Here is a 23,569-nt window from a genome sequence, read left to right as displayed (position 1 = left end):
AGCGCGTGGGAACGCTCCGGATCAGACCTCGAACAGGGTGTCGCCGTCGCGCACCGTGGTGCCGACCGCATCCTGCGCGATCGAGTCCGGCGCGGAACCGAGCACGACGACCGGGCAGATCGGCGAGTAGCCGGCGGCCGAGATCACCGAGGGGGTGAACCGGACGACCGGGTCGCCCGCGACGACGGTGTCACCCTCGGCCGCGACGAGCTCGAAGCCCTCGCCCGAGAGCTTCACGGTGTCGATGCCCACGTGCACGAGCACGTCGGTGCCCGCGGCACCCTGCAGCGCGAACGCGTGCGGGTGCAGCTTCACGATCGTGCCGTCGACCGGTGCGACCGCCGTGACGGCACCCTCGACCCCGGTCGGGTCCACCGCGACGCCGGCGCCGACGAGCTGCCCGGCGAACACCGGGTCCGGCACGTCGGCGAGCGAGACGACCGGGCCCTGGAACGGGGTCCGGACGGCGGTCACAGCTCGTCCTGGATGTCCTGCGCGAGGTTGTCGGCGATCGGGCCGACGATGACCTGCCACCCCGTGCCGCCACCGACGACGGCCTGCGCGCCGGCGGCCTTCAGTGCGTCCTTGTCGACGAGGTCCCCGTCCTCGACCTCGACGCGCAGGCGCGTGATGCAGCCCTCGACCTCGTCGATGTTCTCGGCGCCACCCAGCGCGGCGATGATGTCAGCGGCCTTGATGTCAGCCATCGTTTCCTCCTCGTTACGAAAACGCGTGCCGGGTTGACAGGCGTGTGGTCGCGGTTCAGACTACGGAACTGGTCATGACCGGACAGGACCGGACCTGGCGACACCGCCGAGGTTACCTGCGCTGACTGTACGACTCAACTCACCCCGACAGCTCCACCCAACGACGAGAGGACCTCCGATGAGCACCACCACTGCCACGGATGTGCCGGAGAAGAAGACCCCGAAGAAGCAGTCGCGCGTCTTCGCCAACGCCCAGCGCCTCGGCCGGAGCCTGCTCCTGCCGATCGCGGTCATGCCGGCAGCGGGCATCCTGCTCCGCCTCGGCCAGGCCGACATGCTCGGAGCGATCCCCGGCTTCGAGAAGGGCGCGACGATCATCGCCGCCGCCGGCAACGGTGTCTTCACCTGGCTGCCGCTGCTCTTCGCCGTCGGCATCGCGATCGGCTGGGCGAAGAAGTCGGACGGCACCACGGCGCTCGCCGCGGTCGTCGGCTACATGGTCATGTACCAGGTGTTCGCGGCCATGTCCCCGATCGTGCTCGACGGGGTGAAGGACGCGAACGGCAACCAGGCCACGATCAACTTCGGTGTCCTCGGCGGCATCGTGATGGGGCTCCTGTCGGCGTTCCTGTGGGAGAAGTTCCACCGGACGAAGATGCCCGACTTCCTCGGCTTCTTCTCCGGGCGCCGCCTGGTGCCGATCCTCACCGCGGTCGCCGGTCTCCTCATCGCCGTCGTGATGTCGTTCTTCTACCGGTACTTCGACATCGCCCTGACCGCTGCCGGCCAGGCCGTGGCGGACAACGCCGTCATCGGCGGTGGCATCTTCGGGTTCGTCAACCGCATGCTCATCCCGATCGGGCTGCACCAGCTGCTGAACTTCTTCCCGTGGTTCCAGCTCGGCAGCTTCACCACCGGCGGCACGACCTACCACGGCGACATCGCCCGGTTCCTCGCCGGCGATCCGACCGCCGGCATCTTCCAGACCGGCTTCTTCCCGATCATGATGTTCGCCCTGCCGGCCGGTGCCCTGGCGATCTGGCGCAACGCCAAGCCGCAGAACCGCAAGCTCGTCGGCGGCATCATGCTCTCGGCCGCGCTCACCTCGTTCGTGACCGGCATCACCGAGCCCCTCGAGTACTCGTTCATGTTCGTCGCGTTCCCGCTCTACATCATCCACGCGGTCCTCACGGGTACCTCGCTGGCGCTGGTGAACGCGCTCGGGATCCACGACGGCTTCTCGTTCTCGGCCGGCGCGATCGACTTCGTGCTGAACTTCGGCAAGGCGGACGGAGCCATCTGGCTCATCCCGATCGGCCTCGGCTACGCGGTGATCTACTACTTCCTGTTCAGTTTCGTGATCAAGAAGTGGAACCTCCGCACGCCCGGGCGTGAGGACGACACGATCGCGGAGAACACGATCGAGGCGGCCACGAAGCCGTAGCCGTCACCATGCAACGGACTGGAGGCGCGGTGCCGGCTGGCACCGCGCCTCCCGTCCGTCATCCGGCTGATACTGGTTTTGACAACCGTTATCAACTAGCCCTACGCTCGTCGACATGCACAACCGTCTCCTCGCCCTGCCGCTCGTCGCCGGCGCCGCCGCGCTCGCCCTGACGGGCTGCGCGACGTCCTCCGCCTCCGGTGACGCCTCGGGCGACGGCACCGTCCGGGTCGTCGCCTCCACCAACGTCTACGGCTCGATCGTCGAGGCGATCGGCGGCGACCACGTCTCCGTCACGAGCATCCTGGACGACCCGTCGCAGGACCCCCACTCGTTCGAGTCGAGCGCAACGACACAGCTCGCGGTGTCCAAGGCCGACCTCCTCATCGAGAACGGCGGCGGGTACGACGACTTCATGACGACCCTCGCCGACGCGTCCAGCACGAAGGCGGACACGATCAACGTCGTCGAGCTCTCCGGTCTCGACAAGGGTGGCGACGCCGAGTTCAACGAGCACGTGTTCTACAGCTACCCGACGATGGTGAAGCTCGCCGACGACGTGGCGAAGCGCCTCGGCGACCTCGACCAGGAGGACGCGGACACCTTCACGAAGAACGCCGACGCGCTGACGACGAAGCTCGAGGGGCTCGAGGCGAAGACGGCCGAGCTCGAGGAGACGTACGGCGGCGAGAAGGTCGCGTACACCGAGCCGGTCCCGGGGTACCTCTTCGACGCGATCGGCCTCGACAACGTCACGCCCGACGCTTTCTCCGAGGCGATCGAGGAAGGCGACGACGTGCCGCCGGCGGCGCTCAACGACACGCTCAAGCTGTTCACGAACAAGACCGTGAAGCTCCTCGCCTACAACGACCAGACCTCGAGCCCGGAGACGGAGGAGGTCAAGAAGGCCGCCGACGAGAACGGCGTCCCGGTCGTCGGTGTCACGGAGACGCTCCCGAAGGGGGAGGATTACGTCTCGTGGCAGCAGGCGAACATCGACCAGGTGCAGGCGGCGCTCCAGAAGTGACGACCGTCTCCCACCCGACGACCGAGCGGACCGCCACTGCCCCGGGCAGTGGCGGTTCCGCCGTGCTCGAACTCCGCGACGCCGGGCTGTCGTACGGCTCCCGTGCACTCTGGTCGCACCTCGACCTCGACCTGGCACCGGGCGAGTTCGTCGCGGTGCTCGGGCCGAACGGGGCGGGCAAGACCTCGCTCCTCCGCACGGTCCTCGGGCAGCAGCGGCTGACGAGCGGCTCGATGTCGTTCCTCGGCCAGCCCGTCCGGCGCGGGCACCGCAAGATCGGGTACATCCCGCAGCAGCGCCTGATGGACGCGGGGACCCCGCTCCGGGCGCGGGACATGATCGCGCAGGGCGTGACCGGCTCCAGGTGGGGCATCAAGCCCGCGAGCCGTGCCGAACGGTCCCGGGTCGATCGCATCCTCGACGAGGTCGGCGCCACCGCGTTCGCGGACGCTCCGATCGCCGAGCTGTCCGGCGGCGAGCAGCAGCGCACCCGCGTCGGGCAGGCCATCGCCGCCGACCCCGCGCTGCTCCTCTGCGACGAGCCGCTCATCTCGCTCGACCTCCGGCACCAGCGCGGCGTCACCGAGCTCATCGACCGGCAGCGTCGGCAGCAGGACGCTGCCGTGCTGTTCGTCACCCACGACGTGAACCCGATCCTCGACGTCGTCGACCGGGTGCTCTACATCGCCGGCGGGCGGTTCCGGATCGGATCCCCCGACGAGGTCCTCCGCACGGACGTGCTCTCCGACCTGTACGGCACCCCCGTCGACGTCGTCCGCACGATGGGGCGGATCGTCATCGTGGGCGCGAACGACGCGCACGACCACCACTGCGACGCGGACCCGAACGCCGTGACGCCGGACGACGGGCGGATCTGATGGACGTCTGGTCGCAGGTCTTCTCCTTCCAGGACTACGGCGAGCTCGTCGTGCTCGTGCAGAACTCGATCTGGGCCGGCGCGGTGCTCGGCATCGTCGGCGGGCTCATCGGGCCGTTCGTCGTCGCCCGGAACATGCCCTTCGCCGTGCACGGCATCTCGGAGCTCTCGTTCGCGGGCGCCTCGGCATCGCTGCTGCTCGGGGTGAACGTGGTGACCGGGTCGCTCGTCGGGTCGGTGATCGCGGCGCTGCTCATCGGGCTGCTCGGGTCGAGGGCGCGGGACCGCAACTCGATCATCGCCGTGCTCATGCCGTTCGGCCTCGGCCTCGGCATCCTCTGCCTCGCGCTGTACAAGGGCCGCGCCGCGAACAAGTTCGGCCTGCTCACCGGGCAGATCGTCTCGGTCGACAACCCGCAGTTGACGTTCCTCGTCGTCGTCGCGGCGATCGTCGTCGTGACGCTGCTCGTGATCTGGCGCCCGCTGATGTTCTCGTCGGTCGACCCCGACGTGGCCGCTGCCGCCGGGGTGCCGGTCCGGACGCTGGCGCTCGTGTTCATGCTCGTGCTCGGACTCGCGACCGCGGTGTCGGTGCAGATCGTCGGCGCGCTGCTCGTGCTCTCGCTGCTCGTCACCCCCGCGGCCGCTGCCCTGCGCCTCAGCTCCCACCCGGTCGTCGTCCCGGTCCTGTCGACGGTGTTCGCCGTCGTCTCGGTCGTCGGCGGCATCCTGCTCGCCCTCGGCGGGGGGCTCCCCATCAGCCCGTACGTCACGACGATCTCGTTCGTGATCTGGGTGGTCTGCCGGATCGTCGGCGGACGCAAGGACAAGCGCGGACGCGACCGGATCGTGCGCCGTGACCAGCGTGACGGAGGCGCACCGCGCCTCCAGGCCGACGATGCGGACCACCGGTCCGCCGCCGGCCGGAAGGAAGGAGCGACCGCATGAACGCCGTGCAGAAGCCGAAGCGGAACACGTGGCAGCGCGAAGCGGTGCGCACCGCGTTGTCCAGCACCGAGGGGTTCGTCAGCGCGCAGGCGTTGCACCAGCACCTGCGGGACGACGGCTCCACGATCGGACTCGCGACCGTCTACCGGGCGCTCTCCGACCTGGCGACCGAGGGCGACGCCGACTCGCTGCAGCAGGACGGCGAATCGCTGTACCGCGCGTGCACGACCGACGCGCACCACCACCACCTGATCTGCCGGAACTGCGGCCGCACGGTCGAGATCGAGGCGGACCCGGTGGAGCGGTGGGCGCAGGAGGTCGCGGCGGCGAACGGGTTCACGAACGCCAGCCACGTGGTGGACATCTTCGGGGAGTGCGCGTCCTGCACGGCCGCGCGCACCGGCGCGTAGTCTCCGCGTCATGCACGTGATCCTGGTGCCCGGCTTCTGGCTCGACGCGAGCGCCTGGGACGAGGTGGCCCCGGTGCTCCGAGCAGCGGGCCACTCGGTCGAGGCGGTCACCCGCGACGGTGACACGCTCGACGAGCAGGTGGCCGCCCTGGTCGAGCTGCTCGACGACGTCGCGACGCCGGACGAGCCCGTGGTGCTGGCGGGACACTCCGGCGCGGGGCCGATCGCGTACATGGCGGCCGACCAGCGGCCCTCGCTCGTCGCGCACCTGCTCTACGTCGACACCTTCCCGGGGCCCGAGGGCGGCTGCGTCAACGACGAGCTGCCCGTGGTGGACGGTGTCGTGCCGCTGCCCTCGTGGGACGTGTGGGAGCCGGCGACCGTGCGGGGGATGACACCGGCACTGCGGTCGGAGTTCGAGCACCGCGCGATCCCGGAGCCCGCTGCGGTGCCGTCCGACCGGTTCCACTACGCCGACGCCGCGCGGCACACGATCCCGGCGACGGTGATCACGTGCGAGATCCCGGCAGCGGACCTCGCGACGATGGTGGCCGACCACCAGGCGTGGGCAGCGGAGCTCGTGGCGACGGAGGAGCTCGCGATCCTGGGGCTCGAGACGGGGCACTGGCCGATGTACACGGCGCCGCGGGAGCTCGGCGAGCTCATGGTGCAGGCGCTGGCGCCGCGGCGGGCCGAGGCGCCGTAGCGCGGGCGCGCGCCGGCGCGCCCCGGTGCCCGCGCCGCGCTCACTTGGTGAGCAGAAGGTGTCGGGTGGCCGACCGTGACCCGACCATTTCTGCTCACGAACGCGCCCGCCGGAGGTGGGGCGCGCCTCCAGGGCGACCCACGCAGCTGCGGCAGTTTGCGACACGCCCGGTCGTCGCGTACTCTTGACCCTTGGTTCTCCGCGTCCGCGCGGCGAGCCCAGTTGTTCCAAGCCCTCCGACCGTCGCGTACGCCGCGGTCGCGCGGTGTCCACGGCCCCTTTGACAGGGATCGCGGGCCTGGGCGGTGCGCACAACCCCCTCGCTCCGTCGCTCGGCGACGCAGCGCGTGCGCGCCAGGCAAGTGACCTTGGGTGCGGCCGTCCGGTCGCACGGTACCTCAGGAGGAAACCATGGCAGCAGTGTGCCAGGTGACCGGAGCCACCCCCGGCTTCGGACACAACATCTCGCACTCGCACCGCCGGACGAAGCGTCGCTTCGACCCGAACGTGCAGAAGAAGACGTACTACGTGCCCTCGCTTCGTCGTAACGTCACGCTCACGCTCAGCGCGAAGGGCATCAAGGTGATCGACGCACGCGGCATCGAGTCCGTCGTCAAGGATCTCCTCGCCCGTGGGGAGAAGATCTGATGGCCAAGAAGGGTCAGGACGTTCGTCCGATCATCAAGCTCCGCTCCACGGCGGGCACCGGGTTCACCTACGTGACCAAGAAGAACCGTCGCAACAACCCGGACCGCCTCGTGCTCAAGAAGTACGACCCGGTGATCCGCAAGCACGTCGACTTCCGTGAGGAGCGCTAAGCATGGCGAAGAAGAGCAAGATCGCGAAGAACAACCAGCGCGCCGAGATCATCGCGCGCTACGCCGAGCGTCGTCTCGAGCTGAAGAAGGCCCTCGTGGACCCGAACGGCTCCGACGAGTCGCGTGAGGCCGCCCGCGTCGGCCTGCAGAAGCTCCCGCGCGACGCGTCGCCGGTCCGCTACCGCAACCGCGACGCCATCGACGGTCGCCCCCGTGGCCACCTCGGTGAGTTCGGCATCAGCCGTGTCCGCTTCCGCGACATGGCCCACCGTGGCGAGCTGCCGGGCATCACGAAGAGCTCCTGGTAAGCACCAGCTTCCGCAGACGCCCCGTCACCCCAGTGGTGGCGGGGCGTTCGCCGTTCCCGGGCCGTTTCGGGGGACATCTTCGTCACATCGGTCACTTCCACCCCTCCAGTACCCCGACAACCCCGGAAATCCGGGCGAGTCGGCAGGTTTCGTCCCTGGTGGCTGGTACGTTCGACTCCGGTTCCGCAGGGTCTCGCGCCCACCGGCACCGTGGCACGGAGCACCCGCTCCGGGCGCCGGACGAGAAGTCGTCCGACCGATACTGCAAGAAGTCCGAGGAGGACATCCATGGCTGACAAGTCCCTGAACCGCACCGAGCTCGTCGCTGCCGTCGCCGCTGAGTCCGGCCAGAGCCAGGCCACCGTCAACGGCGTCGTCGACGCGCTCTTCTCCGTCGTCTCCGGCTCGGTCGCCGACGGCACCAAGGTCACGATCCCCGGTTGGATCGCCTTCGAGAAGACCCACCGTGCCGCCCGCACCGGCCGCAACCCGCAGACCGGCGAGGCCATCGAGATCGCTGCGAGCGACTCGGTCAAGGTCAGCGCCGGCTCGAAGCTCAAGGCTGCCGTCAAGTAAGACTGCTCCCGCGCCACGAAAGGGACGGCTTCGGCCGTCCCTTTCGTCGTTCCCGGCCTGCGATGGGTCCGTGGTCGGTCCTCCACATCCAGGAGGCGCGGATCGCCCTCCACAGGTCGCCCCGCTCGATTCCGTGGCCGGGTGGGGCAGCGCCTAGGCTTGACGGGTGAATCGGATCGCGCGCATCGCCGGCCCCGCCGTGCTGCTGCTCGTCGGGTTCGTGTCACTCCTCGTCGCCCTCGTCATCGGGGGCGGCGCGAACGCCGCGCTCATCGCCGACCCCGGCGCCGTCGTCCGGTTCGGCTTGCCGATCGCCCGACTGGTGGTCGACCTCTCCGCCGCAGCCGCGATCGGTGGTCTCGCACTCGCGACCGTCGGGCTGTCCCGCACCGCGCCCGAGTGGAACCGCGCGATCGACGTGGCCGCCGGTGCGGCGGGCGTCTGGACCGTGTCGTCGGCCGTGACGACGTTCTTCACCTTCCTCAGCGTCGCCGGCTCGAGGATCAGCATCGACGAGCAGTTCGGGCAGTCGATGGGGGTGTTCCTCACCGGGACGGACCTCGGCCTCGCCTGGCTCGTCACCGTCCTCGTCGCCGCGGCCGTCACGGTGCTGTGCTTCGCCGTGCGCTCCCGCGGGATGGTCGCACTGACCGCGGGGGTCGCGATGATCGGGCTCGTCCCGCTCGCCCAGCAGGGGCACGCCGCGGGCACGGCGAGCCACGACGCGGCCGTCACCGCACTCGGGCTGCACCTGGTCGGCGCCGCGCTCTGGGTCGGCGGACTCGTGATGCTCGTGCTGTTGCGCCCGGTGATCGACGGCGAACGACTGGCCGTCGTCGTCGGGCGCTACTCGAGCATCGCGCTCGGGTGCTTCGTGCTCGTCGCCGTGTCCGGTGTGGCCTCGGCGCAGATCCGGGTCGGGGCGCTCTCGAACCTCTTCACCGCGTACGGGGTCCTGGTGCTCGTGAAGATCGCGGCCATCGTCGCGATGGGTGTGCTCGGGGTCGTGCAGCGTCGACGGGCGATCCGCGCGCTCGGCACCGCCCCCGAGCGCCGTCGTCCGTTCTGGTTCCTGATCGTGGCGGAGCTCGCCGTGATGGGCGTCGCCAGCGGGTTCGCCGCGGCGCTCGGCCGCACCGCGACCCCCGTCGACCAGGTCGCGCTGAGCAAGACCACGAACCCGTCGCCGGCCGAGTTGCTGACCGACGACGCCTTGCCGCACGCTCCGGGTGCCTGGGGATGGCTGACGGCGTGGAACATCGACCTGTTCTGGCTGATGGCCGCTGTCCTGCTCGCAGCGACCTACACCGCCGGCATCGTGCGCCTGCGTCGCGCCGGTGTGCGCTGGCCCGTGCGCCGGACGGTCGCCGCCGGCATCGCGATCGTCTCGCTCGTCGTCGCGACCTCGGGCTCGCTGCACACCTACGACCGCTTCCTCGTGTCCGCCAACGTCGGGTCGCACGTGCTCCTCGGGCTCGTCGTGCCGGCGCTCGTCTGGGCGTCGGCACCCGTGCAGCTCATCCGTGCCGCCGTGCACCCCCGCGACGACGGCAGCACCGGTGTCCGCGAGTGGACGGGCGTCCTGGTCGACAACCAGGCGGTGCGGTACCTCGTGCAGCCGTTCCCGGCGTTCCTGTTCCTGGCGGCGGCGTGGTGGGCGTTCTTCGTGACCGACGCACTCCGGTGGTCGGTCAGCGACTCGACGGGCCGCACCGTCATCGACGTCGGGTTCCTGCTCGTCGGGCTCCTCGCCGTCCCCACCCTGCTCACACCGATCGCGGTCGGTGCCCGGCGCGCTTCGATGCCCGCGGCGCTCGTCCGGATCGCCGGGGCGGTCGTCGTCGCGGCCGGTCTGGTGTCGCTCGGCATCGCGATGCGCGGGCCGCTCGGGCTCCTGCAGGCGTCGTGGTTCGGTGCGATGGGCCGGACGTGGGGACCGGATCCGCTCGTCGACCAGGCCCGCGCGGGCACGCTGCTCGTGGTCGCCGGTGTCGTCGTCGTCGTGACCGTCGTCGTGGTGGTGCTGGTCCGCGTGCGCCGCGCCGTGGCGGAGCCCGCCGTCGACGGACCGCGCAGCGACGACCGGGTGGCGACCCGATGAGCGTCGAGCTCAGTGCCGAGCAGCGGGCCGTCTTCGAGTACATCGAGCACACCCGCGACCACGTGTTCATCACCGGTCGTGCGGGGACGGGCAAGTCGACGCTCCTGAACCACCTGTCGTGGAACACCGAGAAGCAGGTCGTGATCTGCGCGCCGACCGGTGTCGCGGCGCTGAACGTCGGTGGGCAGACGATCCACTCGCTCTTCCGCCTGCCGATCGGGCTCATCGCCGACGCCGAACTCCGGCAGGGGCCGGACACCCGCAAGCTCCTCAACACGATCGACACCCTCGTGATCGACGAGGTCTCGATGGTGAACGCCGACCTCCTCGACGCGATGGACCGCTCGCTGCGCAAGGCCCGCGGGCGTCAGTTCGAGGCGTTCGGCGGCGTGCAGGTGGTCATGTTCGGCGACCCGTACCAGCTGCCGCCGGTGCCGGGCGACGGGGACGAGCGCGCGTACTTCACCGACCACTACCGCTCGATGTGGTTCTTCGACGCCAAGGTCTGGCTCGAGGCGGAGCTCAACATCGTCGAGCTCGCGACCGTCCACCGGCAGCGCGACGACGCCTTCGCCGCGATGCTGACGGCCGTGCGGCACGGGCGCGTGACGGCCGACGTCGCCGGGCAGCTCAACGCGGCGGGCGCCCGACCCGCCCCGGACGACGCGATCACCCTGGCGACCCGGAACGACACCGTGGCGCGCATCAACAAGGCCGCGCTCGACCGGCTGCCCGGCAAGGTGCGGACCGCGCGGGCCGACGTCAACGGCGACTTCGGCGGACGGAACTTCCCGGCGGACGAAGCCCTCGAGCTGAAGCCCGGCGCGCACGTGATGTTCCTGCGCAATGACCCCGACCAGCGCTGGGTGAACGGCACCCTGGGGGTCGTGCAGACGATCCGCGACACCGTGTGGGTGGACGTCGACGGGGAGTCGTTCGAGGTCCAGCCGTCGGTGTGGGAGAAGTTCAAGTACTCCTACGACGCCGACAAGAAGGAACTCAAGAAGGACACCGTCGGCGAGTTCCAGCAGTTCCCGCTCCGGCTCGCGTGGGCGGTGACGATCCACAAGTCGCAGGGCAGCACCTACGACCGGGCGGTGGTCGACCTCGGCAACCGGGTGTTCAGCGCCGGGCAGACGTACGTGGCGCTGTCACGGCTGACCTCGCTCGAGGGGCTGTACCTCACGCGTCCGCTGCGGCCGCAGGACATCATCGTTGATCTCGACGTCCGGCGGTTCATGTCCGAGGCGCCGCGGGTGGTGGCGACGGAGCTCGAGGCGGCTCCCGCTCCCGCCCCGGACGCCGACGACGGCGACTGACCCGCCCCCGCGCGACGGCGCGGGCGTGCGACGGCCCGGGCGTGCGACGGCCAGGGCGCGCGCCGGCCAGTACGTGCGCCGGCTCGGACGCACGACGCCCGGGACGCGCGACGGCGAGGCGTGCGGCGGCCCGGACGCACGACGCCCCGCCGGCCACGAGGGGCGGGCGGGGCGTCGGGATGCGCTGGATCAGGCGCGAGCGGTGTCCGCACGGAGCGCGCGGAGGTTCTCTTTGTCGGCGCCGAACGCCGTGAGGAGCAGGATGACACCGACGATCGCGTGGAAGACGTTGTCGGTCGTGTTGAGCGCGAACACGTTCGCCGAGGTGTTCACGAACACGAAGCCGTAGACCGCGAGCACGACGAGGACGGCGCCCACGAGGACGTTCGCGTTCCGCGACCCGATCGTGTTGCCGAGCCCGACGATGAGCAGCACGGCCGCGAGCAGGACCCACAGCAGTGCCAGCGGCGGGTTGACGCCGAACGCGTTCCAGAGCATGCCGCCCTTGCGGCTGAAGAAGCCGGGGTCGCCGTCGGCGGCGAAGAAGAACCCGAGGATGCCCCAGATGAGGAGCAGCGCGCCCACGGTGAGCGCGAGACCGCGGTTCGGGGAAGCGGTGATGCTCGGTTCCTTGATGGCCACTTCGGTTTCCTCCTCGTACGCAGCCGACGCCGTGTACGTCGGTCCGGCGATGCGCGCCGGTGCGTTCGCCCGCGCGCGGCCGGTCGGTGCGTTGCCGGATCCGAAGGTCGCTGTCCCGCGGTTCCCAGGCTCCGACCGGCGTCCCAACGGTATCGTGTCGGACCCCGACCGTCCGAATCGCACGCGCGTGAACAGGCGTGCGACGACACCGACGACCAGCACCCCGAGGAGGACCAGCCCGGTGACCCGAACGCCCGAACGCAGCGCACCCGAGTCGCGTGGACCGAGCGTCTCACGGCGGTTGCGGTGGGGACTGTTGTCGGCTCTGGGGTTCGTGATCGTGCCTCTCGTCTACGCGGTGGCGGTGCTGACGCCGGTGGGGCAGCGGGTCGAGGACGCCGCACTCGGCGGGGTCCGGGAATCCGACCTGTTCTCGTCGGACACTGCCCTGAACGTCATCTCGGTACCGGTGATCTTGTTGCTCGTGGTCGTGATCGCGGCCGTCGCGCTCGCTCGGCGCCGGCTCGCAGTGGGGCTCGGAGCCGGTGTCGTCGTGCTCGCTTCGGCGGCCACCTCGACGCTCGTCAAGCGTATCGCCGAGCGCCCGGAGATCGCCCAGTCGACCACGCCGAACTCGTTCCCGTCCGGTCACGCCACGATCGCCCTCGCCGCCCTGTTCGCCGTGCTCATGGTCACGCCGCGTCGGTTCCGCCCGCTCGTCGTGATCGTCGGCGCCGCCTACGCGGTCTTCGTCGCGAACCAGACCGTGGTCTACGGCTGGCACCGGGTCAGCGACATCATCGGCGCGTGCGCGATCGCGCTCTTCTGGGTCGGGGCCGTCCGGGCGTTCGGACCACGGGTCGACCGTGGCGCGCGCGGCGACCGCGACGGACACCGTGGTCCGCGTCGGTTGGTGACCTGGGTCCTCCTCGTCGCCACCGGGGTGACGTTCCTGGTCGGTGTCGCGGCGCTCGTGTACGGCATCTCGGGCGGGGCACACGACCACGGTGCGATCCTCGTCGCGGGCCGGATGGCGTCGAGCGCGAGCGTGCTGGCCGTCGTGACGATCGTGTGGATCGCCGACGGCATGCACCACGCGGCGCGGACGGACTCCGAGGCGCTCCCGGGCCGGTAGCCATCGCATCCTCAAGGGTTACAGGCCTGTAACGCCTCCGGACCCGACGGCCGTTGGCCGACTAGCGTCGTCCACACGCCGGCCTCGGGAGCCGGCGTGGACGGGGAACACATGCGGGTGGAGCACACCCCGACGCGGGCACGTCGGGTCCGTGGCACCGTGGCCGCTGCCCTCGGGGCGCTCCTCGTCGCCACCGGGGTGCTCGTCCCCGCGACCTCCGCATCCGCCATGACCCAGGTCGGCGCGCCACCGACCGGCGTCCCCGGGAGCTCCGTGCAAGCCGTCGTGCAGAACCAGGCCGCCGGCACCGGGACCTGGACGATCACCGCGCCGCCCAACACGACGATCACGGCTGCGCAGTCGGTCCCGGCACCCGGGCTCGGACAGTTCACCTGCGTGCCCACGAACGGCGGGACGCAGGCGGCGTGCGGCGCCAGCACGTGGGGGACCGGCAACCAGGTCGCCATCACGATGACGATCGATCCGGCTTCGCCGCTCGGGACCGTCGCCGGTTCGTCCGAGATCAGCCCGTTCGAGGCCGCCGCGCCCTACTCGATCACGGTCGTCGCACCCCCGGCCCCCGCTGCCCCCACCATCACCGCCCCGCCCGCGGGCGACGAGTCGATCGCGACCCAGCCGACGATCACCGGCACGAAGGTGGCCGGTGCGGCGGACACGACGGGAACGACCCTCACGGCCACGATCGACGGCGAGCCGCTGTGCACGGTCGACCCGGCGGCGACCCCGGACTGGTCGTGTACGCCGACCGAACCGCTCGCGGTCGGACAGCACACCGTCAGTGCGACGCAGACGGACCGCTTCGGGCAGGTCTCCCCGGCGGCGACGAGCACGTTCACGGTCCTGGCGCCCGCCGGCCTCAGCGTGACCCAGGCCGGTGCGACGCAGCTCTACGCGGGCTTCCCGGCGATCCGGACGGTCACACTGGCCAACACCGGCGAGGGCGAGGCGCGAGGCGTCCTCCTCACCGCCGACACCGGCGGCCTGCAGGTCCCCGTGTGCGAGCTCGACGGCGCCACGATCGACTGCGCCGGCCTCGCCGCCGGGGTCGACCTCGGCACGATCGCTCCCGGCGACCGGCACGTCCTCCGGCTGACGGTCGCCGCCCGGTCCGGGACCGCCCCCGCGTCGGCGTTCACCATCACGGCGCGGGCGTCCTCCACCACCGCGGCCGTCTCGCCCGTGGAGTCCGGCAGCACCCTCCGCACGATCGCTCCCGGAGCGCCGGTGATCACCGCTCCGGGCAACCGCACGTCGACGACGGACCGCACACCCGAGGTCCGCGGCCGCGGCGTCATTCCGAACGCGGTCGTGACCGTCCGGCAGGGCGAGACCGTGGTCTGCACGGCCACCGCGACGCGGGCCACCTCCTTCGCCTGCACGCCGGAGCGCGCATTCGCCCTCGGCGCGGTCGCCCTGACGGCGACCCAGACGTACGGGGGCGTCGAGTCCGCGCGCGCGTCGACCGCCTTCACGGTGACGGTCGCGACACCGGCCCCTCCAGGAGGCGCGGGTGGCCTCCCCGGCACGGGCGGAGGTTCCACGGGCGGTCCCGGCGGCGCCGGTGGCGGGACCGCGCCGACCGCGCCGAGCACGCCCGGCAGCCCGAGCACGGGAGCCGGGAGCGGTTCCGGCGCCGGCCAGGGGGTCGGGTCGGGAGACGCGGGCGGCAGCACCGGCCCGTCGTCGTCGCCCTCGGCCACACCGCCCGCGCCGGGGGAGAGCGCCGGCAACGGCAACGGCAACGGCAGCGGGGGCGGCAGCGGCGGTGCTGGCGCGGGCAGCGGCGGCACGGACGACGGTCCCCTCGCGATGGACCTCCGCTTCGGCACGCAGCGCATCGTGCCCGGCACCGCGGCCGACATGCGGGGCACGCTCGGCCCGAACGCCTCCGGGGCGACCGTCGCGATCACGTTCGAGGCCCGGATCACCACCGGCATGGTCTACCGGAACGTGAACGTCGAGGTCGACGACTCCCCGCTCGACTGCACCGTCGCCACGAGCTCGTTCTCGTGCATGATCCCGCTCGACCCCGGGCAGCAGGCGGACGTTGACGTCCGGGTGTTCGCCGACCCGGTGAACGCGCCGGACACCGCCGTCCAGCAGATCTCGCTCGCGTCGAACCGGGCGTCGCAGTCCAACGCGATGACGGTGACCACGGCCGTGGCGAAGGGCGAGACCGAGGCGTCGCAGCTGGCCGACCAGATCACGACCTTCAACGCGACGGAGTTCCCCGGCGCGATGGTGCCGCTCCTCGCGATGCTGCTCTTCGCGCTCGCCGCGACCGTCGTCGGTCGGCGGGCGACGAGCGGCCCCGCCGCAGCGGCGACCGCCTCGCCGACCGGGGCCGGTCCGTCGGACGGGAACCGCGCCTCCAGTCCGACCGCCGCACCGACCGGTCCGACCGCCGCACCGACCGGTCCGAGCGGCCCCGCCACCGACCCGAGCCGACCCACCACCGACCCACCGTCCGGGAGCAACCGATGACCCACACGACCGACGCCCCGACCGACGCACCCGGCGCACCAGGTACCCCGACCGCGAAGCGCACCCGCAGGAACCCCGCGCCGGTCATCCTGCTCGTGGCGGTGGTCCTCCTGGCCGTCTACTACGTCGTGATCGGCCTCTCCGGAGCGCTCAAGACGACGACCGCCGTCCCGGTGAGCGGGTCGAACAGCCAGTCCGGCGACTACATGACCCTGCGGATGAGCGTGCAGGACGTCGACCTCTCGAACCGGGTGATGCAGGCGAACGTCCTGCCGATCCCGCACGGCTCGTTCGAGGGCGAGAAGGCCGGCGAGATCTCGCAGCCGCTCCGCATCGAGGTCTCGAGCGGCGGGGTGACGACGAGCGTCGTGACGTTCCCGGGGCAGTCGGTGGTGGACGCGACCTCGTTGACGTTGACGCTCGACCGCGGCGACACCTCGTACCCGTTCGACCAGCCGTTCGCGAACTTCCAGCTGAGCGTGCAGGACGACGACTCCGGGGACGCCGTGCCGTTCGAGGTCGACATGTCGAACTCCGCCCGGCCGTGGGTGATGAACGCCGAGCGGAGCGCCGCCGAGGTGCAGAGCGACCGCACCCTCGTCCCGATGCAGATCGACGGGCACCGGGACACCCTGAGCGTCGTGATCGTGTCGTTCTACATCATGGCGATCCTCTTCACGACACTGATGGCCGTCGTGACGATCGGCAGCGCGATCCTCCGGCGGAAGCTCGAGTTCGCGAACGTGATCTGGCTGAGCGCCACGCTGCTGTCGTTCCCGGCGCTCCGGTCGGCGATGCCCGGCGCCCCGCCGATCGGGACGACGCTCGACTTCGTCTTCCTCTTCCCCTGCCTGGCGCTGGTGGCGATCATGTTCGTGTGGACCGGTGCGTACATGCTGTGGCGGGAGTCGAAGGTGCTGCGGAACCGCGTGCTGGACGACGCCGCCGCGTAGTCGCCGCTGGCGGGAATGCCTCGGCCTGCGCTACGTTGTACCGAGCAAGTCGATGCAAATGCATCGAAATCGCAGGCGGAGGGACTCCGCGGAAGGCGGCGCATCATGCAGTTCGGCATCTTCACGGTCAGTGACGTCACGACCGACCCGGTCACCGGCCGGACCCCCGACGACACCCAGCGGGTCCGCGACATCCTGACGATCGCCGAGCACGCCGACCAGGCCGGACTCGACGTCTTCGCCACCGGTGAGCACCACAACCCGCCGTTCGTCGCGTCGAGCCCGACGACGATGCTCGGCTACCTCGCCGGACGCACGAAGCACATCACGCTCTCGACGTCGACGACCCTCATCACCACGAACGACCCGGTGCGCATCGCCGAGGAGTACGCGATGCTCCAGGTCATCTCCGACGGCCGCATGGACCTCATGATGGGCCGCGGCAACACCGGGCCGGTCTACCCGTGGTTCGGGCAGGACATCCGCCAGGGCGTCAACCTCGCGATCGAGAACTACGCGCTCGTCCGCCAGCTCTGGGAGAACGACGTCGTCAACTGGCAGGGCAAGTTCCGCACGCCGCTGCAGGGCTTCACCTCGACCCCGCGTCCGCTCGACGGTGTCGCGCCCTTCGTGTGGCACGGGTCGATCCGCACGCCGGAGATCGCGGAGCAGGCCGCTTACTACGGCGACGGATTCCTCCACAACAACATCTTCTGGCCGATCCAGCACACCGAGCAGATGGTGGGCCTGTACCGCCAGCGCTTCGAGCACTACGGGCACGGCCGCGCCGACCAGGCGATCGTGGGACTCGGTGGCCAGTTCTTCGCGCGGAAGAAGTCGCAGGACGCGATCGACGAGTTCCGCCCGTACTTCGACAACGCCCCGGTCTACGGGCACGGCCCCTCGATGGAGGACTTCACCGAGCAGACCCCGCTCACGGTCGGTTCGCCGCAGCAGGTGATCGACCGGTACGCCGCCATGAAGGACCACGTCGGGCACTACCAGCGCCAGCTGTTCCTCGTCGACCACGCCGGGCTGCCGCTCAAGACGGTGCTCGAGCAGATCGACATCCTGGCCGAGGACATCGTCCCCGAGCTGCGGAAGATCAACGAGGAGGGCCGCCCGGAAGGCGTCCCCTCGAACCCGCCGTCGCACGCCGACCGCGTGGCCGCGGCGATGGCCGCCGGCTCCCTGGGCAGCGACCACGTCGCCGCCGAGGACGAGTGGACGGGTGCGTCCGTCTGATCGCGTGACCGCTTGACGGACTGGAGGCGCGGTGCCAGCTGGCACCGCGCCTCCAGTCCGTCTCGGGTCGCATCTCGGGCCGCGACCGACCCGTCCGCGAAAGCGACAGTTGCCGGGGGCGGCGCGCGGTCGCTCCCGTCGAAGCGACACCTTGCCGCCTTTCACGGGCGGGATTCTGTCGCTTTCGCGGGCGGCGCCGCGGCGCCTGCGCGGGCCGCGGCCGCGGACGGGCGCGCCGGGCGCGCCGGGCCGGCCGGGCGGGCCGGGACGAGCTTCAGGCCGACCACGCAGCCCACGATCCCGGCGATGAGCAGCAGGCGGAGTGCGGTCACGGGCTCCGCGCCGGTGGCCATGCCCCAGAGGACCGTGAGGGCCGCTCCGGTCCCCGTCCACACCGCGTAGGCGGTGCTGATCGGGATGTGCTTGAGCACGTACCCGAAGGCCCCGAGGCTCACCACGATGGTGATCGCGAAGACGATCGTCGGACGGGGCTCGGTGAAGCCGTCGCTCGCACCGAGGGCGGTGGCCCACACGGTCTCGAGCGCGGCGCTGACGAACAGGACGATCCACGGCACCTCAGCTCACCACCTTCAGGCCGACGACGCAGGCGACGAGCCCGAGCACGAGGGCGACCCGGGCGACGGACGCGGCCTCCTGCTTGCGGAGGATCGCGACGATCACGGTGAGCGATGCGCCGATGCCGACCCAGACCGCGTAGGCGGTGCCGACCGGGATCTCCTTCATGGCGAACGCCAACCCCACCATGCTGAGTGCCATGCCGACGACGAACACGATCGTCGGCACGACCTTCTTGAAGCCGTTCGATGCGCTCAGCGCAGTGGCCCACACTGCCTCGAGCACGCCCGACAGGACGAGGACTGTCCACGCCATGACGGTCTCCCTTCGATCTCGTTCCGCAAGTCGCACGACTGTGCGACAACGAACTCCACGGTAGCACGAACTCGTACGACTGTGCGAGTATTGGCCCGTGGCCAGGAGCATCGACATCGAGGAACGACGTCGCTCCGTGTCCGAGGCGGCGTGGCGGGTCCTCGCCCGTGACGGCCTCGGCGCGTTGAGCGTGCGGAACGTCGCGGCCGAGGCCGGGCTGCCGCCGAGCACCGTCCGCTACGTCTTCCCGACGCAGTCGAGCCTGCGCGAGCACACCATCACGCTCGTGTTCGACCGCACCCGGGAACGGATCGCCGCGATCCCCGAGGGGCTGCCGACCCGCGAGCACGCGCACCAGCTCCTGCTCGAGCTGCTGCCCCTCGACGACGAGCGGGTCATCGAGCTCGAGGTGTACCTGGCGCTCGCGAACGCGGCCCTCACGGACGCCGAACTGCGGCCGGCGCTCGACCTGGTCGTGGTCGAGATGCGGGAGTGGAGCGAGGAGGTGCTCGAGCTCGTGGGCGTCCCGGCGGCCGACCGCGAGTACGAGGTCCGTCGGCTGCACGCGCTGATCGACGGGCTCGCGATGCACCTCGTGCGGCTCGCCCCGGGGGAGTCGGGCGACTGGGCGATCGACGTGCTCGACCGGCACCTCGACGAGCTCGCGCGGCGCTCACCGTAGGAGCGCGCGAGCGGCCTATCCTTGCCCGGTGACGACGACCACGCCGCCGCAGCAGCGCCCCACCGCCGCGTCCCGCTCCCGGAGCCTCACCGGCCCCGGGCTGGTGCTGCTCGCCGTCGCCGTGCTCCTCGGGATCCGCCTGCTCTCGCCGGCCGTCGGCACCGCGGGTCTGCCCGACGTCGTGCAGGACTTCCTCACGCTCGCGATCAGCGTCGTCGTCGAGTCCCTGCCGTTCGTGGTGCTCGGCATCCTGCTGTCCATCGTCGTCGAGGTGTGGGTCCCCGTCGGCGCGCTCGAGAAGGTCCTGCCGCAGCGCCCGATCCCGCGCCGGGCCGCGATCTCCCTGATCGGCATGCTCTTCCCGGTGTGCGAGTGCGGGAACGTGCCACTCGCCCGCGGCCTCATGATGCGCGGCTTCACGCCCGCCGAGGCCGTCACCTTCCTCGTCGCCGCCCCGATCCTCAACCCGCTCGTGATCATCAGCACTGCCCAGGCGTTCGGGTGGTCCGGCTGGATCCTGCCCGTGCGCATCGTCGGCGGCTTCGTCATCGCGAACCTCGTCGGCTGGATCGTCGCCGCGCACCGTCGTCCGACCGAGCTGCTGCTGCCCGCGTTCGAGGCCCGCTGCCGAGCGGCCGTCGGTGCGCCGCGGTCCCGGAACCGCTGGCGGGACAGCGCCGCGCAGTTCGGCGGCGAGACCGCGACGATGATGCCCGCGCTGTTCGTCGGCGCCGGGCTCGCCGCAGCGATCCAGGTCGCCGTGCCCCGGTCCACGCTCGTGTCGATCGGCGCGAACCCGGTGCTCTCCGTCGCGGCGATGATGCTCCTCGCGATGACGGTCTCCCTGTGCTCGAACGTCGACGCCTTCTTCGCGCTGTCCTTCGCGTCGACGTTCCTCCCCGGGTCGATCACCGCGTTCCTCATCATCGGGCCGATCATCGACGTGAAGATGATCGCCCTGCTCCGGACGACGTTCCGTGCGCGTTTCCTGGTGCTGCTCGCCGTCGTCTGCGTCCTGTTCGCCGCGACCGTCGGGTTGGTGATGAATGTCCTCGTCTGAGTCCCGCCTGTCGTCGTCCCTGGGCCTCGGGTCCGTGCTCGCGGTGGCGCTGTGCACGCTGTGGCTCGCCCTCGCCGGGCACCTCGACCTGTACATCAACCCGCGCTACTCGGTCTTCACGGTCGTGCTCGCGGCCGTCGCGGTGCCCGCGTCGATCGCCGGCCTGGTGGTGACCGCGCGCGGACACGGGCACGATCACGACGAGGGGCACGACCACCGCCCAGGAGGCGCGGCTCGCCGCACACGGATCGTCCTCAGCGGCGTGGCCGCCCTCGTCACCGTCGGGGTCACCGCCGCCATGCTGGTCCTGCCCCCGACGACGCTGTCCGCCCGCACCGCGCAGCAGCGGAGCGTCGACTCGGCGACCCTGTCGAACGCCACCGGGTCCCAGGCCGCGGTGTCCCTGCTCGGCAGTACCTCGGTCGACACCTCCGAGTACGGCGTCAAGGACTGGGCCGCCCTCATCCGGCAGACGACCGACACCACGTCGCTCGTCGGCAAACGGGTCGACCTGACGGGCTTCGTCGTCCCGGGCGCGGACGGGTCCTTCACCCTCACCCGGTTCGTGATCAGCTGCTGCGCGGTGGACGCCCAACCCGTCGGGATCGGGGTCGACACCGACGGGACGGTCCCGGGCCAGGGCGCGTGGGTCCGGGTCCGCGGAGCGCTCGCCGCCAACCCGGACCAGTCGGCCGACGCCCGCATCGTCATCCGCGCCGCCACGGTGCGGGGCGTCGAGCAGCCCGAGGACCCGTATGAGTACTGAGCTGCGAGAACGCCCCCGGAACCGCTTCCGCCGTCGCCTCGTCGCGACCGTGCTGGTGTTCGTCGTGGTCGGCAGCGCCGCGGCGGTCGTCGGATCGCAGCAGGGCCCACGGCTGCGCGACGTGTCGTACGACGCCTCCGGCCTGGTGTCCCGCCCGGCACAGCGCGTGATCCTCACCGCGAACCAGGCGATCGAGCGCGTGTCGGCGCAGGACGTCCGGGTCAGTCCGGCAGCGGCGCACACCGTGACGTCGAGCGGCAACACCATCGCGGTCGAGTTCACCGGGCCCCTGGCCTACGACCGCTCGTACGAGATCTCGGTCGCGGGCGTCCGGGCGCCGGGGCAGCGCGCGACCGCCGACCTCCGCACGTCGATCCGCACGGGCAGCACCGACGTGCTCGCGCTGGTCCCGGGTGCCGCCGGGAGCGAGGACCGCATCGTCCGCCGGTCCCTCGACGCCGGGGGCGCGACCACGGTGTACGAGGGGACCGGCATCTCGGAGTACGTCCGCCTCGGCCGGTCGCTCGTCGTGGTGAGCGGCACGGACGCCGGGTCGTCGGTCGACATCGTGCCGCTCGCCGGCGGGGTGCAGGACGAGGACCTCCCGGTCGAGCACCTGACGCTCCCGACCGCCGAGGGGCGCGTCACGGCCCTGCACGCCGCCGACGACGGCGCCTCGTTCGGCTTCGAGTACGCCGACACGTCCACCGGTCAGTCGCGCAACGTCGGGCTCTACGTCGTCGACATGACCGGCACCCACCTGCCGACCGCGATCGACGCGAGCGGGAAGCCGAGGACGGGGGCGGTCCCGATGAGCGTCGGGCAGTGGGCCTACGTGCCCCGCACGGAGAGCGCCCTCGTCCGCACCGGCAGCGACGACCTCGTGCTCGTCGACACGAGCGGGCGGACCGACCCCGTCCGGCTGGGGAGCGCCACGTACCTGCACGGCTTCGTCGGTACCGGCACCACGGCGGTGGTCGAGACCGGCACGGGGATCGTCCGCCTCGACCTGACGGACGGGAAGCGCACCGTGCTGCAGGCACCGGCCGGCAGCACCGACGCGGCGTACCTCGGCCGGATCGCCCCGCTCACCGACGACGGCTACCTGCGGGTGGTGGGCGACGTGCGTGCCGACGGGACGCTCGCCCAACGCATCGTGCGCGTGGAGGGGAGCCGCGCCTCCAGGCTGCCCGTCTCCGTCCCCGACGACGCGAGCGTCACGGCCGTCTGCCCGTCCCCGAACGGGCAGTTCGTCGCCGTGGCGACGAAGTCGGCCGGCGGCGTGCTCGTGAGCATCGTCGAGGCGTCTTCCGGCGCGCTCGAGGCGAGCGTCGACGCCGGGTCCGTGGACTGGTGCACCGCGTTGCCGTCCGGCGACGAGGTCGGTTAGCGGCGGAGGGTCTGCTTCGGGTACTCCCCGAACCGCCGCAGGTACTCGCCCGAGAACCGGCCCATGTGCGTGAAGCCCCACCGGGCGGCGACGTCCGCAACGGAGACCTGACCGAGGTGGGCGGCGAGGAGGTCCTCGTGGGCGCGACGGAGGCGGACCTCGCGCAGGTACTGCATCGGCGACCGGTCGAGGGTGCGCTGGAACGCCTCCTGCAGCCCGCGGACGCTGAGGTCGGCGACCCGGGCGACGTCCGACACGGTGAGGGGCTCGTGCGCGTGGGCGTGCAGGTACTCGACGGCGGCTCGGATGCGCGCGTTGCGGTGCTCGCCCCACCCCGGCGGGACCGCCTCGGCACGGAACCGGTAGAGGTCGAGCAGCGCCGACGTCACCGCGCGCTGCGACTCGTGCCAGGCCAGCGAACCGCTCCCCGAGGTGCGGAGTGCCTGCACCGACGTGGCGACCGCTCCGCGCCACCGGGTGATGGCCGCGGCCGTCGGCGGTGTGGAGCGGTCGAAGTCGACGGTGTCGTCGACGAGGTACCGCTCGGACGCGACGTCGAGGACGAGGTCGCGGTCGAGGTGCACGAGTCGCTGGTCCCAGTCGCGGTACTCGACGTCGAACCGGCGCTCGATCGGGAACAGCGTCGGGACACCCGGTTGCATCTGGACGGCGTCACCGCCGACGTCCACGGTGGCGGTGCCGGCGTCGATCCACTGCACGACGACCTCGCCCTGGACGGCGACGTCCCCGCGGAGGGACCCGTGCATCTGCGACCGTCGGACGCTCATGCGCTCGTCGCCGATCCCGACGTAGCGGTACCAGTAGTCGCCGTCGGTGCGGCCGGAGTGCCAGGCGCGGCCGGCGTACATGCCGGCGAGGTCGGCGACCGCGGTGTCGGTGTCCGTCCCGGCGACGGACACGAGGGACGCGGGACCCTCGTCCGCCGTGCTGCTCATGGATCGAGTCTGGCGTGGGTGGCTGTGCCCGGCCCGTCAGCTGCGCCAGCCGGACGACCGGCTCGCGTTGTGGGGACAGACCGCGGGACGGACGGGAGGCGCG

26 protein-coding genes are annotated in these 23,569 nt (G+C 71.4%); 20 read left to right on the top strand and 6 right to left on the bottom strand.

The genetic code is table 11. The features are described from left to right. Positions 1–21: 21 nt before the first annotated feature. Positions 22–474 carry a glucose PTS transporter subunit IIA gene (locus tag BIV03_RS09680; RefSeq protein ID WP_071295527.1) on the bottom strand — a complete coding sequence of 151 codons (453 nt, stop codon included), beginning with the start codon at positions 472–474 and terminating at the stop codon, positions 22–24. Continuing rightward, positions 471–707, bottom strand: a complete 237-nt coding sequence (locus tag BIV03_RS09675; protein WP_022907163.1) for a PTS transporter subunit EIIB — start codon at positions 705–707, stop codon at positions 471–473. The genes BIV03_RS09680 and BIV03_RS09675 overlap by 4 nt, the downstream gene beginning before the upstream one ends. A gap of 178 nt (positions 708–885) precedes the next feature. Here BIV03_RS09675 and BIV03_RS09670 point away from each other — a divergent pair, with 178 nt between their 5' ends. The 12 genes from BIV03_RS09670 to BIV03_RS09615 all read left to right on the top strand — a co-directional run bounded on the left by BIV03_RS09670 (position 886) and on the right by BIV03_RS09615 (position 11,241). Then, complete coding sequence (locus BIV03_RS09670; RefSeq protein ID WP_071295526.1) at positions 886–2,151, top strand: PTS transporter subunit EIIC; 1,266 nt, start codon at positions 886–888, stop codon at positions 2,149–2,151. 115 nt (positions 2,152–2,266) lie between these two features. Then, positions 2,267–3,178 (top strand): metal ABC transporter solute-binding protein, Zn/Mn family, encoded by a 912-nt coding sequence (locus BIV03_RS09665; RefSeq protein ID WP_071295525.1) that lies wholly within the window; start codon positions 2,267–2,269, stop codon positions 3,176–3,178. A 62-nt stretch (positions 3,179–3,240) separates the two neighbouring features. Beyond that, complete coding sequence (locus tag BIV03_RS09660) at positions 3,241–4,056, top strand: metal ABC transporter ATP-binding protein (RefSeq protein WP_071295561.1); 816 nt, start codon at positions 3,241–3,243, stop codon at positions 4,054–4,056. Further along, positions 4,056–5,003, top strand: coding sequence for a metal ABC transporter permease (locus BIV03_RS09655; RefSeq protein WP_071295524.1), 948 nt, complete (start codon positions 4,056–4,058; stop codon positions 5,001–5,003). Before BIV03_RS09660 ends, BIV03_RS09655 begins: the two co-directional genes overlap by 1 nt. Then, a complete protein-coding gene (locus BIV03_RS09650) occupies positions 5,000–5,413 on the top strand; it encodes a Fur family transcriptional regulator (protein ID WP_070417146.1) in 414 nt (137 codons plus the stop codon). The genes BIV03_RS09655 and BIV03_RS09650 overlap by 4 nt, the downstream gene beginning before the upstream one ends. A gap of 10 nt (positions 5,414–5,423) precedes the next feature. Then, complete coding sequence (locus tag BIV03_RS09645) at positions 5,424–6,119, top strand: alpha/beta fold hydrolase (protein WP_071295523.1); 696 nt, start codon at positions 5,424–5,426, stop codon at positions 6,117–6,119. A 411-nt stretch (positions 6,120–6,530) separates the two neighbouring features. Then, the gene (gene rpmB, locus BIV03_RS09640) at positions 6,531–6,767 is read left to right on the top strand and encodes a 50S ribosomal protein L28 (protein WP_022903747.1); all 237 of its coding nucleotides are present in this window, start codon (positions 6,531–6,533) and stop codon (positions 6,765–6,767) included. After that, positions 6,767–6,937 (top strand): 50S ribosomal protein L33, encoded by a 171-nt coding sequence (rpmG, locus tag BIV03_RS09635; RefSeq protein ID WP_022908193.1) that lies wholly within the window; start codon positions 6,767–6,769, stop codon positions 6,935–6,937. Before rpmB ends, rpmG begins: the two co-directional genes overlap by 1 nt. Positions 6,938–6,939: 2 nt before the next feature. Further along, complete coding sequence (gene rpsN, locus BIV03_RS09630) at positions 6,940–7,245, top strand: 30S ribosomal protein S14 (RefSeq protein WP_070417144.1); 306 nt, start codon at positions 6,940–6,942, stop codon at positions 7,243–7,245. Between the two features lie 288 nt (positions 7,246–7,533). Then, positions 7,534–7,821, top strand: a complete 288-nt coding sequence (locus BIV03_RS09625) for an HU family DNA-binding protein (protein ID WP_022908191.1) — start codon at positions 7,534–7,536, stop codon at positions 7,819–7,821. Positions 7,822–7,987: 166 nt separating this feature from the next. Next, positions 7,988–9,922 (top strand): cytochrome c oxidase assembly protein, encoded by a 1,935-nt coding sequence (locus BIV03_RS09620; RefSeq protein ID WP_071295522.1) that lies wholly within the window; start codon positions 7,988–7,990, stop codon positions 9,920–9,922. Next, positions 9,919–11,241 carry an ATP-dependent RecD-like DNA helicase gene (locus tag BIV03_RS09615; RefSeq protein WP_070417142.1) on the top strand — a complete coding sequence of 441 codons (1,323 nt, stop codon included), beginning with the start codon at positions 9,919–9,921 and terminating at the stop codon, positions 11,239–11,241. The genes BIV03_RS09620 and BIV03_RS09615 overlap by 4 nt, the downstream gene beginning before the upstream one ends. Before the next feature lie 189 nt (positions 11,242–11,430). Here BIV03_RS09615 and BIV03_RS19585 read toward each other — a convergent pair whose 3' ends face one another. Beyond that, entirely contained in the window at positions 11,431–11,883 is a 453-nt protein-coding gene (locus BIV03_RS19585) for a DUF4383 domain-containing protein (protein ID WP_175473751.1), read from the bottom strand. Between the two features lie 334 nt (positions 11,884–12,217). Here BIV03_RS19585 and BIV03_RS19580 point away from each other — a divergent pair, with 334 nt between their 5' ends. The 4 genes from BIV03_RS19580 to BIV03_RS09590 all read left to right on the top strand — a co-directional run bounded on the left by BIV03_RS19580 (position 12,218) and on the right by BIV03_RS09590 (position 17,721). Continuing rightward, positions 12,218–13,018, top strand: coding sequence for a phosphatase PAP2 family protein (locus tag BIV03_RS19580; protein ID WP_071295521.1), 801 nt, complete (start codon positions 12,218–12,220; stop codon positions 13,016–13,018). A gap of 96 nt (positions 13,019–13,114) precedes the next feature. Beyond that, positions 13,115–15,523 carry an Ig-like domain-containing protein gene (locus tag BIV03_RS09600; protein ID WP_139201924.1) on the top strand — a complete coding sequence of 803 codons (2,409 nt, stop codon included), beginning with the start codon at positions 13,115–13,117 and terminating at the stop codon, positions 15,521–15,523. Continuing rightward, positions 15,520–16,476 carry a DUF4436 family protein gene (locus tag BIV03_RS09595; RefSeq protein WP_070417139.1) on the top strand — a complete coding sequence of 319 codons (957 nt, stop codon included), beginning with the start codon at positions 15,520–15,522 and terminating at the stop codon, positions 16,474–16,476. Before BIV03_RS09600 ends, BIV03_RS09595 begins: the two co-directional genes overlap by 4 nt. Before the next feature lie 105 nt (positions 16,477–16,581). Next, positions 16,582–17,721: an LLM class flavin-dependent oxidoreductase gene (locus tag BIV03_RS09590; protein WP_071295519.1), complete on the top strand. Its 1,140-nt coding sequence runs from the start codon at positions 16,582–16,584 to the stop codon at positions 17,719–17,721. A gap of 161 nt (positions 17,722–17,882) precedes the next feature. Here BIV03_RS09590 and BIV03_RS09585 read toward each other — a convergent pair whose 3' ends face one another. Together BIV03_RS09585 and BIV03_RS09580 are read right to left on the bottom strand one after the other, a co-directional pair. Next, on the bottom strand, positions 17,883–18,296 hold the full coding sequence (locus BIV03_RS09585; protein ID WP_071295518.1) for a multidrug efflux SMR transporter: 414 nt from the start codon (positions 18,294–18,296) through the stop codon (positions 17,883–17,885). Position 18,297: 1 nt separating this feature from the next. Next, positions 18,298–18,612 (bottom strand): multidrug efflux SMR transporter, encoded by a 315-nt coding sequence (locus BIV03_RS09580; protein ID WP_071295517.1) that lies wholly within the window; start codon positions 18,610–18,612, stop codon positions 18,298–18,300. Positions 18,613–18,709: 97 nt separating this feature from the next. Between BIV03_RS09580 and BIV03_RS09575 the strand changes: the two genes are divergently transcribed. The 4 genes from BIV03_RS09575 to BIV03_RS09560 are packed head-to-tail and all read left to right on the top strand — an operon-like array spanning position 18,710 to position 22,510. Then, on the top strand, positions 18,710–19,294 hold the full coding sequence (locus BIV03_RS09575) for a TetR/AcrR family transcriptional regulator (protein WP_071295516.1): 585 nt from the start codon (positions 18,710–18,712) through the stop codon (positions 19,292–19,294). Positions 19,295–19,322: 28 nt separating this feature from the next. Then, positions 19,323–20,354, top strand: a complete 1,032-nt coding sequence (locus BIV03_RS09570) for a permease (RefSeq protein WP_071295515.1) — start codon at positions 19,323–19,325, stop codon at positions 20,352–20,354. After that, positions 20,341–21,120, top strand: coding sequence for a TIGR03943 family protein (locus BIV03_RS09565; protein WP_083403334.1), 780 nt, complete (start codon positions 20,341–20,343; stop codon positions 21,118–21,120). Before BIV03_RS09570 ends, BIV03_RS09565 begins: the two co-directional genes overlap by 14 nt. Continuing rightward, positions 21,110–22,510, top strand: a complete 1,401-nt coding sequence (locus tag BIV03_RS09560) for a hypothetical protein (RefSeq protein ID WP_139201923.1) — start codon at positions 21,110–21,112, stop codon at positions 22,508–22,510. Before BIV03_RS09565 ends, BIV03_RS09560 begins: the two co-directional genes overlap by 11 nt. Here the strand turns inward: BIV03_RS09560 and BIV03_RS09555 are convergent. Then, positions 22,507–23,466: an AraC family transcriptional regulator gene (locus tag BIV03_RS09555; RefSeq protein ID WP_071295513.1), complete on the bottom strand. Its 960-nt coding sequence runs from the start codon at positions 23,464–23,466 to the stop codon at positions 22,507–22,509. The two genes, BIV03_RS09560 and BIV03_RS09555, sit on opposite strands and share 4 nt — an antisense overlap. Between the last annotated feature and the right edge of the window lie 103 nt (positions 23,467–23,569).

Source organism: Curtobacterium sp. MCBA15_016 (assembly GCF_001865105.1).
GTDB lineage: Bacteria > Actinomycetota > Actinomycetes > Actinomycetales > Microbacteriaceae > Curtobacterium.
Note: the sequence above shows the minus strand (reverse complement) of the source record. Positions and strands in the feature narration are given on the sequence as shown.

What these genes read in the sequence shown, in the direction of transcription:
- BIV03_RS09560 (WP_139201923.1), top strand. Translation starts at nt 21,110, where the DNA reads ATGAGTACTGAGCTGCGAGAACGCCCCCGGAACCGCTTCCGCCGTCGC.
- BIV03_RS09590 (WP_071295519.1), top strand. Translation starts at nt 16,582, where the DNA reads ATGCAGTTCGGCATCTTCACGGTCAGTGACGTCACGACCGACCCGGTC.
- BIV03_RS09645 (WP_071295523.1), top strand. Translation starts at nt 5,424, where the DNA reads ATGCACGTGATCCTGGTGCCCGGCTTCTGGCTCGACGCGAGCGCCTGG.
- BIV03_RS09625 (WP_022908191.1), top strand. Translation starts at nt 7,534, where the DNA reads ATGGCTGACAAGTCCCTGAACCGCACCGAGCTCGTCGCTGCCGTCGCC.
- BIV03_RS09675 (WP_022907163.1), bottom strand. Translation starts at nt 707, where the DNA reads ATGGCTGACATCAAGGCCGCTGACATCATCGCCGCGCTGGGTGGCGCC.
- BIV03_RS09655 (WP_071295524.1), top strand. Translation starts at nt 4,056, where the DNA reads ATGGACGTCTGGTCGCAGGTCTTCTCCTTCCAGGACTACGGCGAGCTC.
- BIV03_RS09555 (WP_071295513.1), bottom strand. Translation starts at nt 23,466, where the DNA reads ATGAGCAGCACGGCGGACGAGGGTCCCGCGTCCCTCGTGTCCGTCGCC.
- BIV03_RS09580 (WP_071295517.1), bottom strand. Translation starts at nt 18,612, where the DNA reads ATGGCGTGGACAGTCCTCGTCCTGTCGGGCGTGCTCGAGGCAGTGTGG.
- BIV03_RS09650 (WP_070417146.1), top strand. Translation starts at nt 5,000, where the DNA reads ATGAACGCCGTGCAGAAGCCGAAGCGGAACACGTGGCAGCGCGAAGCG.
- BIV03_RS09615 (WP_070417142.1), top strand. Translation starts at nt 9,919, where the DNA reads ATGAGCGTCGAGCTCAGTGCCGAGCAGCGGGCCGTCTTCGAGTACATC.
- rpsN (WP_070417144.1), top strand. Translation starts at nt 6,940, where the DNA reads ATGGCGAAGAAGAGCAAGATCGCGAAGAACAACCAGCGCGCCGAGATC.
- BIV03_RS09565 (WP_083403334.1), top strand. Translation starts at nt 20,341, where the DNA reads ATGTCCTCGTCTGAGTCCCGCCTGTCGTCGTCCCTGGGCCTCGGGTCC.
- rpmG (WP_022908193.1), top strand. Translation starts at nt 6,767, where the DNA reads ATGGCCAAGAAGGGTCAGGACGTTCGTCCGATCATCAAGCTCCGCTCC.
- rpmB (WP_022903747.1), top strand. Translation starts at nt 6,531, where the DNA reads ATGGCAGCAGTGTGCCAGGTGACCGGAGCCACCCCCGGCTTCGGACAC.
- BIV03_RS09670 (WP_071295526.1), top strand. Translation starts at nt 886, where the DNA reads ATGAGCACCACCACTGCCACGGATGTGCCGGAGAAGAAGACCCCGAAG.
- BIV03_RS09595 (WP_070417139.1), top strand. Translation starts at nt 15,520, where the DNA reads ATGACCCACACGACCGACGCCCCGACCGACGCACCCGGCGCACCAGGT.
- BIV03_RS09665 (WP_071295525.1), top strand. Translation starts at nt 2,267, where the DNA reads ATGCACAACCGTCTCCTCGCCCTGCCGCTCGTCGCCGGCGCCGCCGCG.